Source organism: Flavobacterium sp. CFS9 (genome assembly GCF_041154745.1).
GTDB lineage: Bacteria > Bacteroidota > Bacteroidia > Flavobacteriales > Flavobacteriaceae > Flavobacterium.
In genome coordinates this window covers 1,109,089-1,121,151 of sequence record NZ_AP031573.1, presented here as the reverse complement: position 1 = coordinate 1,121,151, position 12,063 = coordinate 1,109,089, and the positions used below count along the sequence as shown (strand labels likewise).

At 30.7% G+C, this 12,063-nt stretch carries 12 protein-coding genes; all 12 read left to right on the top strand.

Features of this window, described 5'->3' with window-relative positions; translation table 11 throughout:
• Window positions 1–45 precede the first annotated feature (45 nt).
• Window positions 46–1,101: a glycosyltransferase family 4 protein gene (locus ACAM30_RS04890; protein ID WP_369617492.1), complete on the top strand. Its 1,056-nt coding sequence runs from the start codon at window positions 46–48 to the stop codon at window positions 1,099–1,101.
• Window positions 1,102–1,857, top strand: a complete 756-nt coding sequence (locus ACAM30_RS04885) for a glycosyltransferase family 2 protein (protein ID WP_369617491.1) — start codon at window positions 1,102–1,104, stop codon at window positions 1,855–1,857. It begins immediately after the preceding gene.
• A complete protein-coding gene (locus ACAM30_RS04880) occupies window positions 1,854–2,744 on the top strand; it encodes an NAD-dependent epimerase/dehydratase family protein (RefSeq protein ID WP_369617490.1) in 891 nt (296 codons plus the stop codon). The genes ACAM30_RS04885 and ACAM30_RS04880 overlap by 4 nt, the downstream gene beginning before the upstream one ends.
• Window positions 2,745–2,786: 42 nt before the next feature.
• Entirely contained in the window at window positions 2,787–3,752 is a 966-nt protein-coding gene (locus tag ACAM30_RS04875; RefSeq protein ID WP_369617489.1) for a glycosyltransferase family 4 protein, read from the top strand.
• Entirely contained in the window at window positions 3,749–4,174 is a 426-nt protein-coding gene (locus tag ACAM30_RS04870; protein WP_369617488.1) for a WxcM-like domain-containing protein, read from the top strand. Before ACAM30_RS04875 ends, ACAM30_RS04870 begins: the two co-directional genes overlap by 4 nt.
• Complete coding sequence (locus ACAM30_RS04865) at window positions 4,167–5,309, top strand: DegT/DnrJ/EryC1/StrS family aminotransferase (RefSeq protein ID WP_369617487.1); 1,143 nt, start codon at window positions 4,167–4,169, stop codon at window positions 5,307–5,309. The genes ACAM30_RS04870 and ACAM30_RS04865 overlap by 8 nt, the downstream gene beginning before the upstream one ends.
• A gap of 17 nt (window positions 5,310–5,326) precedes the next feature.
• Complete coding sequence (gene rfbC, locus ACAM30_RS04860; RefSeq protein WP_369617486.1) at window positions 5,327–5,875, top strand: dTDP-4-dehydrorhamnose 3,5-epimerase; 549 nt, start codon at window positions 5,327–5,329, stop codon at window positions 5,873–5,875.
• A complete protein-coding gene (rfbD, locus tag ACAM30_RS04855) occupies window positions 5,875–6,720 on the top strand; it encodes a dTDP-4-dehydrorhamnose reductase (RefSeq protein WP_369617485.1) in 846 nt (281 codons plus the stop codon). Before rfbC ends, rfbD begins: the two co-directional genes overlap by 1 nt.
• Before the next feature lie 10 nt (window positions 6,721–6,730).
• Window positions 6,731–7,615: a glucose-1-phosphate thymidylyltransferase RfbA gene (gene rfbA / locus ACAM30_RS04850; RefSeq protein WP_369617484.1), complete on the top strand. Its 885-nt coding sequence runs from the start codon at window positions 6,731–6,733 to the stop codon at window positions 7,613–7,615.
• A gap of 86 nt (window positions 7,616–7,701) precedes the next feature.
• Window positions 7,702–9,672 carry a polysaccharide biosynthesis protein gene (locus tag ACAM30_RS04845; protein WP_369617483.1) on the top strand — a complete coding sequence of 657 codons (1,971 nt, stop codon included), beginning with the start codon at window positions 7,702–7,704 and terminating at the stop codon, window positions 9,670–9,672.
• A 208-nt stretch (window positions 9,673–9,880) separates the two neighbouring features.
• Window positions 9,881–10,744: an ABC transporter permease gene (locus ACAM30_RS04840; RefSeq protein WP_369617482.1), complete on the top strand. Its 864-nt coding sequence runs from the start codon at window positions 9,881–9,883 to the stop codon at window positions 10,742–10,744.
• A 50-nt stretch (window positions 10,745–10,794) separates the two neighbouring features.
• Window positions 10,795–12,063 carry a polysaccharide ABC transporter ATP-binding protein gene (locus ACAM30_RS04835; RefSeq protein ID WP_369617481.1) on the top strand — a complete coding sequence of 423 codons (1,269 nt, stop codon included), beginning with the start codon at window positions 10,795–10,797 and terminating at the stop codon, window positions 12,061–12,063.

Here is a 12,063-nt window from a genome sequence, read left to right as displayed (position 1 = left end):
TTTTGTTTAAATGGTTGATTATTAATTGTTTTATAAATTTAAATTATGAAAATTGCTTACCTGTTTCCCAGGCTTGACAATAAAAGTTCCATTACTCTTTTTCAAGATTTAATGCCTCAACTGAAATTAATAGACAGTAAAATTGAAATTGATATATATTATTTTGATGAAGAAATAGCTTTGACTTTTGAAGAAAAAACAACAAGATTAGGTTTTTTCGAGCTACTTCCCGTAAATGATTATGATATTATTCATTCAAGTGGTTTAAGGCCAAATATTTATACATATTTACATGGAAGAAAGTTTAATAATAAAACAAAATTAATAACTACAATTCATAGTTTTATTTATAAAGATTTTAGAAATCAGTTTAATGCTGTTTTTGCTTCTATTTTTTCAAAAATTTGGTATTTAGTTTTAAATTCTCAAAATACTGTAGTTGTTCTTACTGATATTGCAAAACAATATTATTCGAATAAGATTAAGACCAGAGTTGAGGTTGTTAATAATGGAAGAAAAAAAATTCAAACAAATTCGATATCGGATATAGATAAGGAATTAATGATGGAAATTAGAGGAAAGTTTTCATTTGTTATGGGGACTCATGCAGTGGTTTCTAAAATTAAAGGTTTAGATACTGTCATCAAAGGCCTTCAAACTTTAAAGGATTTTTGTTTTATAATTATAGGTGATGGTCCAGAAGTCGAAAATTTAAAATTATTGGCTAGAGAATTAAATGTTCATAATCAAGTTTTCTTTTTAGGGTTTAAAAAAAACATAGGATCATTTTTTCAGTTTTATGATGTTTATGTGATGCCATCAAGAAGTGAAGGATTGCCAATTGCTTTAATTGAAGCGATATCATGCAAGACTTTATGTCTAACAAGCAATATTCCTACGTTTAATGAGCTTTTTACAGATGAAGAAGTCCCTAAATTTATATTAGACGATACTAATGATTTTTGTAAAGAAATTTTAAAATTAAAAGAATCTGATCGTCGAGAAAACTTTATAGAAAATGCATATTATAAGTATCATCAAAAATATTCTGATGAAATAATGGCAAAAAATTATTACTCTTTGTACAAAAAGTTATTATAAATGATTGAGAATAACGTTTCTATTATAATGCCATCTTATAAATCAGAAAGATTTATAACAAAATCTATTGAGTCGGTATTAAATCAAACTCATAAAAATTGGGAATTAATAATTATTGATGACTGTTCACCAGATAATTCTTTACAAATCATTAAAGAATATTGTAACATCGATTCCAGAATTAGGTTAGTCACTCATGAAAAAAATTCTGGAGTTGCTGAATCTAGAAATAGAGGGATAAAAGAAGCTAAATTTCCATATATTGCTTTTCTTGATTCGGATGATTTATGGGAAGAAAATAAATTGGAAGTTCAGTTAAATTTTATGGAGCAAAATAAAGCTGCAATATCTTTTACTCAATATTACAGAATTAATGAAGTTGATGAAAAAATAGGGGAAGTTAATAGAATACCAGATACTGTAAGTTACTTTGATCTTTTAAAAGGCAACGTTATTGCTATGTCAACTTCAATGATGGACATGAGGGTTGTAGAAAAAATTAAATTCGAAAAAATAGGGCATGAAGACTATTTATTCTGGCTTATGGCTTTAAAAAGTGGTCCTATTGCATTAGGAATAAATTTGAAACTTGTACATTATAGAGTTCATTCAACGTCATTATCATCTAATAAGCTAAAAGCTGTAACTTATACCTGGCATATTTACAGGGAGTGGCTAAATCTGAATATAATTGGGAGTGCATATTATTTTTTTATACACGAGTTTAATGCAGTTCGTAAAAGATTACAGTTATGAAGATATTGTTGACAGGGGCGAATGGTTTTTTGGGGAGATCTATAAAAGAGAAGCTTTCAAAAGAATATGAAGTTTTTGATTTATCCCGAAGTAAAGGAGATTATACTTATTTTTTGGAAAAAGAAATTCCTGTTTTTAAAGAAAATTTTGACATTGTCATTCATTCAGCGGGGAAAGCACATAGTATCCCAAAAAGTGATCAGGAGAAAAAAGAATTTTATGATATTAATGTAACGGGCACTTCAAATCTCTTAAAAGGTTTGGAGAATAAAGGATTGCCAAAGCAATTTGTTTTTATAAGCTCTGTTTCTGTTTATGGACAAGAAACAGGTCGTAATATAAATGAAAATCATTCTCTAAATGCTGTTGATCCTTATGGAGTTAGTAAGATTGAGGCTGAGAAAATTATAATAGAATGGTGTCGCATAAACAATGTTATATGTACAATTTTAAGATTACCTCTTTTAGTTGCTAAAGAACCTCCCGGGAATTTAGGAGCTATGCTAAAAGCAATTGAAAAGGGCTATTATTTTAACATTGCAGGAGGGAAAGCAAAAAAAAGTATGGTTTTGACTAAAGATATAGCTTCTTTTATACCAATAGTCGCACCAATTGGTGGAACATATAATCTAACAGATGGAATTCATCCCAGTTTTTTTGAGTTAAGTTTTTTGATTTCTAACAAAAGATATTTTAGTTTACCTTTAGGTATTGCTAAATTAATTGGAAAAATTGGAGATATAGTAGTAGGCGAGAGAGCTCCTATAACTTCATTGAAAGTGAAAAAAATTACATCAGATTTAACTTTTGATGATTCAAAAGCAAGAGAATTATTAAATTGGAAACCAGAACCAGTTCTAGATTATTTGAAAAGAGAAAAGCTGTAATTAGAACAATATATTGAAAAAGAAAGATTATAATAATTAAGAATGGAATATTTAACTTTAGGAATTGTTTTGATGATTATAATGCTGCTTTATTTTAAAATGGCAGATCATTTTAACATAATTGATAAACCTAATCAAAGAAGTTCACATACAGAAATTACATTAAGAGGTGGTGGTATCATTTTTTGGTTTTCGGCCTTAATGTATTTTATTCAACATATACAGAATAATTATTTTTTCTTTACTGGAATAACTTTGGTTAGTTTGGTCAGTTTTTGGGATGATATTCAAAGTTTATCTAATAAGATTAGAATATCGATTCATTTTTTAGCGATTTCCTTAGTTTTTTATGATTTAGGTTTGTTTGAATTAGTTCCAATCTGGGGAACAGTAATAGCTTATATTTTGGCTATTGGATTAATAAATGCATATAATTTCATGGATGGAATTAATGGAATTACAGGTCTATATACTTTGATAGTAATGGGTGTGTTATTGTATGTAAACCAAAATATTCAATTTTTTACTGATGGTATATTTATAAAATATGCAATGATTGCAAGCTTAGTTTTTTTATTTTTTAATTATAGAAAAAAGGCTAAATGTTTTGCTGGCGATGTAGGAAGTATTGCTATTGCATTTTGGATAATTTACTTAGTTGTAAAATTAATTTTAGTTACAGATTCGCTTATTTGGCTTTTGTTTTTAGCTGTCTATGGAGTAGATACTATATGTACAATCATTCATCGTTTATATCTGAAACAGAATATTTTTGAAGCACATCGCTTACATTTATACCAGGTTTTAAGTAATGAATGCAAGATACAACATAGGTTAGTATCATTGTTTTATGCAATTATACAATCGGGGGTTTCATTTTTAGTTATCAGTTTATATCAAAAAGTTCAAGATTCTCTCTTGTTTTTGGTTGTAATTATACCTCTATTATTTATATATTCATTGAAATTTTATTTGTTAAATAAAAACAATTTAAGTTTAAATGTATGATACCTAAAATTATTCAAGGAGCGAATTTTTCAGATTATCGTGGAATCATTTCATACGTAAATGATTTTTCCTTTAGCGATATAGCGCGTTTTTATATTATTAGTAATACTCCGGAAAACCCGATCCGTGCTTGGCAGGGGCATAAATTAGACGCTAAAAATTTTTATTGTTTGAGTGGATCTTTTAAAATTCACTTTGTTAAAGTAGATAATTGGGAAAATCCTTCAAAAAAATTAATTGTTGAGACAATTTTAGTTTCAGAATCGGATAGTAAAATTGTTCATATCCCTCCAGGTTATGCAAATGCTATTGAATCTTTAGAAGTAAATTCAAAATTGATTTCATTTTCTACTTTGCCATTAGCGAATGTAAGTGAAGATGATAGTCGTTATCCTTCAGATTATTGGTCTTTAAATGGATAAAAAAAAAATTTACTTGTCATTGTCACAACAAAATGGCTTTGAAAATGAATATATTCAAAAAGCATTAGAGGTAAACTGGATAACTACCGGCGGACCTAATGTAGAAGAATTCGAATGTAAACTTGAAAAATATTATGAAGAAGAATCATTTGTAACAGCTTTAAATTCTGGAACTTCGGCAATTCATTTGGCATTGATTTTAATTGGAGTTAAGGCTGGTGATGAAGTGATTTGTCAAAGTATGACTTTTTCGGCATCCGCAAATCCAGTTCTTTATCAAGGTGCAATTCCTATTTTTGTAGATAGTGAAGCAGAGACATGGAATATTTGTCCACAAAATCTGGAAATTGCTATAAAAGATAGAATTAAGAAAGGTAAAAAACCAAAGGCAATAATTGCTGTCCATTTATATGGTGTACCATATAAAGTTGATGAAGTACATGCGATTGCTGATAAATATGAAATCCCTGTTATTGAGGATAGTGCTGAAGCATTAGGGAGTTGCTATAAAGGAAAAAAATGCGGTAGTTTTGGTAATTTTGGTATCTTATCTTTTAATGGAAATAAAATAATAACAACTTCGAGTGGCGGGGCATTAATTTCTAGTTCTAAAGAGGCAAAAGAGAGAGCAGTTTTTTTCGCAACTCAGTCAAGGGACAATGCAGTTCATTATCAACATAGCGAAATAGGTTATAATTATAGAATGAGTAATATTTGTGCAGGGATAGGTTTAGGACAGATTAAAAGTTTGCACACTAATATAGAATCCAAAGTAATTAATCATAATTTCTATAAAACGATTTTTAATTCCATTCGTAATGTTGAACTTTTTGAAGTTCTTAATGAAGATTATTTCTCAAATTATTGGTTGAATGCAATCTTGGTTGAGCCAGATTTTAGCAATAGTATAAGTAGTGAATCTTTAAGATTAGCTTTTGAAAAAGAAAATATCGAAAGCCGCCCACTTTGGAAACCGATGCATTTGCAACCTATTTTTGAGAAACATCCGTATTACGGAGGCGATATAGCAAAAGACTTATTTGAAAAAGGATTGTGTTTGCCTTCAGGATCGAATCTAACATGTGAGGATAAGGAAAAAATTAAAAAAGTTATTCTAGATTTTTTTAAATTATAAAAGAATTAGATTGTAATATGAAAGTCGAAAAAACTAATATAAAAGATTTATTGATAATTGAACCAGTTATTATAGAAGATGAAAGAGGCTACTTTTTTGAATCCTATAATAAAGCAAGATTTATAGATTCAGGAATTGATATAGAATTTGTTCAAGACAATCAATCGTTTTCTAAGAAAGGTACTTTAAGAGGATTACATTATCAAAATCCACCTTTTGCTCAAACCAAATTAATTCGGGTTTTAGAGGGTGAAATAGTTGACGTTGTAGTTGATTTGAGGAAAAAATCAGCAACTTATGGTAAATTTTTTAGTATATTACTTTCGGCAGAGAATAAAAAGCAGCTTTTCATACCACAAGGTTTTGCTCATGGCTTTTCAGTTATTAGTGAAACTGCATCTGTAATGTATAAGTGTGATCAGTTTTATAATAAAGCTTCCGAAGGGGGAATTAAATTTGACGACCCTTCTTTAAATATTGATTGGGGGATGGATTTAAAAGAAGCAATCGTTTCGGAAAAAGATCAAATTCTTCCTTGTATTGAAAATTGTAACAGTTTATTTTAATGAAAAAGATTCTTGTAACAGGGGCAACCGGACAGTTAGGATCTGAGCTTTCAGTTTTATCTACTTCTTATCCTCAATATGAATGGATTTTTGCTGACCGTACAAAAGTAACTTTAGATAATTTAGAATTATTGCAATTCCAATTAAATGAAATTAGTCCGGATGTCATATTTAATTGTGGGGCCTATACAGCAGTTGATAAAGCTGAAAATGAAAAAAAGTTAGCATTTGACGTAAATCATAAAGCTGTAGAATTAATTGCTAAATATGCTAAAGAGAATGGCGCACAGCTGATTCATGTTTCTACTGATTACGTGTTTGACGGAACTTCATCAGTTGCTTTAGATGAAGAGGCAGAAACGAATCCGGTAAATGTTTATGGAGAAAGTAAATTAGCTGGAGAAAATTGTTGTACAAAAGAATGCCCTAATTCAATTATTATTAGAACTTCATGGGTTTATAGCAAATTCGGAAATAATTTTGTTAAAACCATGCAACGTTTAATGAAGGAAAGAGAAGAAATTAATGTAGTTAATGATCAGGTTGGTTCACCAACGTATGCTAAAGATTTAGCCCTAGCAATGATGAACATTCTTGCAGCGTCAAAATGGATTCCGGGAATTTATAATTATTCAAACGAAGGGGAAATCAGTTGGTATGAATTTGCTTTGGCAATAAAAGAGCTGGGAAATTATAATTGTAAAATTATAGGAATACCTTCCTCGTCCTATCCAACTCCAGCAAAGCGACCAAACTTTTCATTATTGGATAAGAAAAAAATCAAAACTATTTATAATTTAGATGTGCCGAACTACAAAGAAAGTCTAAGAAGAATGTTTATATAAATACAAATTTATGAAAGGAATTATATTAGCAGGAGGCTCTGGCACCCGTTTGCATCCTTTAACACTTGCAATGAGCAAGCAGATGATGCCTGTTTACGATAAACCGATGATCTATTATCCTTTGTCAACATTGATGATGGCTGGAATTAATGAAATTTTAATCATTTCAACGCCTCATGATTTGCCAAATTTTAAAAAGCTCTTAGGTGATGGAAGTACTATTGGCTGCAAGTTTAGTTATGCAGAGCAGCCTAATCCAAATGGTTTGGCTCAAGCTTTTGTAATTGGAGCAGATTTTATTGGTCATGATAAAGTTGCGTTAGTTCTTGGAGATAATATTTTTTTCGGAACAAATATGCAACAATTATTAAAAGATAACGCAGATCCTGAAGGGGGTGTTGTTTTTGCGTATCATGTTTCTGATCCTCAAAGATATGGAGTGGTTGAGTTTGATGAGAATAAGAAGGCTGTGTCCATTGAAGAAAAACCTTTGGAGCCAAAATCAAATTATGCAGTTCCTGGACTATATTTTTATGATAATTCGGTTGTAGAAATTGCGAAGAATATTAAACCTAGCGCACGTGGTGAATACGAAATTACGGATGTAAATAAAGTTTATCTTGAAAAGGAGAAATTAAAAGTTGGTATTTTAAGCAGAGGAACGGCTTGGCTAGATACAGGGACTTTCAATAGTTTGATGCAGGCTGGCCAATTTGTTCAGGTTCTGGAGGAAAGACAAGGTTTAAAAGTAGGTTGTATTGAGGAAATTGCTTGGCGACAAGGATTTATTAATGATGCTCAATTAGAAAAACTTGCATTGCCTTTAGTAAAATCAGGATATGGAACATACCTATTAGAATTTTTAAGACAAAAGAAAAAAGGTGTTAAAATCTAATTTATATAGAGGGAATATTTTTTTAAAACCTTTAATTTGTACTTTTGTAGGCTATACAAAATTTACAAAATCAAACGGAACCAGAATTGGATACTGATAAATCAACCAAAATAGCTTCTATATTGCATAATTCTTTCTCACCAAGAAACTTGCGAGCTAGTATTAATAACCTGAGTTATTTGCCTAGGTGGATCATTATTGCCATTGATATAATGGTTTTGATCTTCTCGTTTACTTTTACTTATATGCTGTTTGAAGGGACGGCATTAGGCTATATTATTACCTCTCATCAGTCTTTTTTCGTCTCGAGTTTAATAGGTGTTAATATATTTTTCTTTTGGTTATTTAGAACATACTCAGGTATTATAAGGCACTCTTCTTATATAGATGCTATAAAATTGCTGTTTTCTCAAATGTCAGTTTTAGTGTTTTTCTTGTTCTTTAATTTAGTTTTTGAATTGTATACAGGTCATAAAGCATTTTTGAATACTGCTCTTTTTATTAATTTGGTATTGTCATTTTGCGGTTTGTTCTTATATCGTGTGATTGTAAAGCAGACTTTTGAATTGTATTTTTCTGAGAAAACCACGACCAAGTTAATTCGAACTGTAATTTATGGGACAGATGCTAATGCTATTTCAGTGGCAAATGCGTTGAAGTTTGAAACTCCATCCCGATTTAAAATTGTTGGATTTGTTGACAAAAACAATCAGAATGCATCTAAAAGGATGCTTGACTTACCTATTCTGATTTTAAGAAAAAAATTACCGGCTTTGATGCGCTCCGTAGCTGCAGAAGGCGTAATTATCGCTGATAAAAGTTTATCTAAAGATGAGCAATTGATTATTGTAGACCAGTGTTTAGAGTTCAATTACAGAGTATATACAGTTCCGTTGATTTCGGATTGGGAGAACCAAAAAGAGATTTCTCAAAAAGTAAAAAATATTCAGATTGAAGATTTATTAGAAAGAAAACCTATCGTTCTGGATAGTAAGTCAATTTCGAAACAATTAAAAGACAAAACAGTTCTTATTACCGGTGCAGCAGGATCTATAGGAAGTGAAATTGTTAGACAGGTTCTTGGTTTTAATCCTAAAATGATTGTTATTTTGGATCATGCCGAAACGCCGCTTCATAATTTGTGTTTGGAAACCGCAACATTTGGTTCCGAATCAAAAATTATAGCTGTAGTTGCCGATGTGAGAAGTAAAAAAGCCTTAGAAAAAGTTTTCAAAAATTATAATCCGCATGTCGTTTTTCATGCCGCGGCATATAAACATGTGCCTTTAATGGAGGAAAATCCGGCACAGGCTATTCATACCAATATTAAAGGGACTAAGAACCTAGCAGATTTATCCTGTAAGTATCATGTCAAAAAATTTGTTATGGTTTCGACAGATAAAGCTGTGAATCCTAGTAATGTGATGGGAGCGAGTAAACGAATCGCTGAAAAATATGTTCAGTCTCTATTCCTGAAAAATCAGAGAGAAAATGGAGGAGAGAGCGTTACTAAATTTATCACGACTCGTTTCGGAAATGTTTTAGGTTCTAACGGATCAGTAGTTCCTTTGTTTACCAAACAAATTGCTGAAGGTGGTCCGGTGACTATAACCCATCAGGATATTATTCGTTATTTTATGACTATTCCTGAAGCTTGTCAGTTAGTTTTAGAAGCCGGGGCAATGGGGAATGGAGGTGAGATTTATATTTTCGATATGGGTAAACCAGTAAAAATTATTGATCTGGCTAAGAAGATGATTAAACTTGCGGGTTTTATTCCTGATAAAGAAATAAAGATTAAAGTGGTTGGTTTGAGACCTGGTGAGAAGCTTTATGAAGAGTTGTTAAATGATACTTCTAAAACTTTACCAACGTATCACAATAAAATTATGATCGCTCAGGAAATTCAGGATGAGTACGAGAATTTGCATATCGAGATTGATGAACTTATCGGTATAGCTGATTTTTATGATAATGAAGATATTGTAGCCAAAATGAAAAAAATAGTTCCTGAATTTAAAAGCATGAATTCTACTTTTGAGGTTCTGGATAAATAATTTGCAATATTTGGATTAAGTTTTAATTCTAAAATATTAAAAGGTGTTTTTTTAAAAAACGCCTTTTTTGCTTTTTGAATATTTTCTTATCGCATAATAATCTTGTTAATTAAAAACGAGAATTTATTAGAACTTGAAAAAATAGTTAAATTTTAAGGAATAACTTTATCAATAATATAGTTGTAGATTGTTCCTAATAATACTAATAATGAACAACAATAGCCCCAATGATTGGTTGTTTGAAATAACACCTAAAAATAAGTTCTTTACGCTAAACTTAAAAGAAGTTTGGCAGTATCGGGACTTGTTACTTCTTTTCGTAAAACGTGACGTCATCACGGTATATAAGCAAACTGTTTTAGGTCCGCTCTGGTATTTGATTCAGCCATTGTTTACTTCAGTAACCTTTACAATAATATTCAATAATGTTGCTGGAATTGAGACAGGAACTGTTCCTCCATTTTTATTTAATCTGGCAGGAATAACAGTTTGGAATTACTTCACTGCTTGTCTTACAGGAACATCAGACACTTTTAAGGCTAATGCCGCGATTTTTGGAAAAGTATATTTTCCCAGAATCATCACTCCTCTATCTGTCGTAATTTCAAATCTTGTCAAGTTCGGAATTCAATTTTTAATTTTTATTGGGTTCTATGTTTTCTATTATTTTCAAGGAGCAGATTTAAGTTTAAATGGTCTTGTTTTATTTTTTCCTGTTTTAATAATCATAATGGGAATTTTAGGATTAGGTCTGGGAATGCTTATTTCAGCAATGGTTACAAAATATCGTGACTTTAGTCATTTAATTGGTTTCGGTATACAATTATTGATGTATTTGTCAGCAGTAATGTATCCGATGGTACTTATTAAAGATAAATTACCGGCTTATGGCTGGCTTGTTGTGTATAATCCATTAGCTTATATTATTGAAACAGCACGTTATATGCTTTTAGATGTTGGAGAAGTTTCAATTTTAGGATTATCCTATACTTTTGTTGTCACCATTGCAGTATTTTTCATTGGACTTTTAATTTTCAATAAAACTGAAAAGAGTTTTATTGATACGGTCTAAAAAACAATAAAATACATCTATTTACCCTTTCTATATATTTACAATAACAATTGGAAAAAGATATAATATTAAAAGCTGAAAACGTTTCTAAACAATACCGTTTAGGAGAAGTAGGTACAGGAACCCTGAGTCATGATATTAATCGTTGGTGGCATAAGATTAGAGGAAAGGAAGATCCATATCTGAAAATAGGGGAGACAAATGATCGCTCTGTTAAAGGTAATTCAGATTATGTCTGGGCTTTGCAGGATATTAACTTTGAAGTGGAACGAGGTGAAGTTTTGGGTATCATTGGTAAAAATGGAGCAGGAAAATCTACTCTTTTAAAAATACTTTCAAAAGTTACAGCTCCAACTACCGGAATTATAAAATCCCGTGGTCGTATAGCTTCGTTATTAGAGGTTGGTACAGGCTTTAATGGTGAAATGACCGGAAGAGAAAACATTTTTTTAAATGGTGCTATTTTAGGAATGACCAAAAAGGAAATTTCGTCAAAATTGGCTGAAATAATTGAGTTCTCGGGTTGTGAACGTTATATTGATACACCTGTAAAAAGATATAGTTCCGGTATGACCGTTAGATTGGCTTTTGCCGTAGCGGCATTTTTGGAGCCCGAAATTTTGGTAGTTGATGAGGTTTTGGCAGTTGGAGATGCCGAATTTCAGAAAAAAGCTATCGGTAAGATGCAGGATATTTCAAAAGGTGAAGGTCGTACGGTTTTATTTGTGAGTCATAATATGGCGGCTGTAAAGAGTTTGTGTACTAGAGGGATAGTTTTAGAGAATGGAACTGTAAAATTTAATGGGGATATTAATGATGCTCTAGATGTATATAATTCTAATCTATCCGATCTTGTTACTACTATAAAATGGGAGGTTGATGAAGCCCCTGGAAATTTAAACGCTAAAATAACATCTATAAAACTTATCGCAGAAAAAGATTCTTTTTTTATTGAAAATCAAATTAGATTAGAAATCGAGTATATAAATTTTATTGAAAATCATTTACTTAATTGTTCTATATCTATTTTTGATGATAAAGAGGTGTATGTTTTAGCTTCCCCCAATTTAGAAAGAACACCTTTAGGAAAAGGAACCTATAAAAGTGTCTGCACTATTCCTGAAAATCTTTTAAATAAAGGTAGATACTTTTTTACAATAATATTAGTGGGTAATAATTTTGAGATTATTACTCAACTCGATAAAATGATTTCTGTAGATCTTGAAGAAGAAGGAATTCATAGAAAAGATTATTTTGGGTATTGGGGAGGAACTGTTCGACCATATTTAAATTGGGAGAATACTCAAATAGTAGGATAA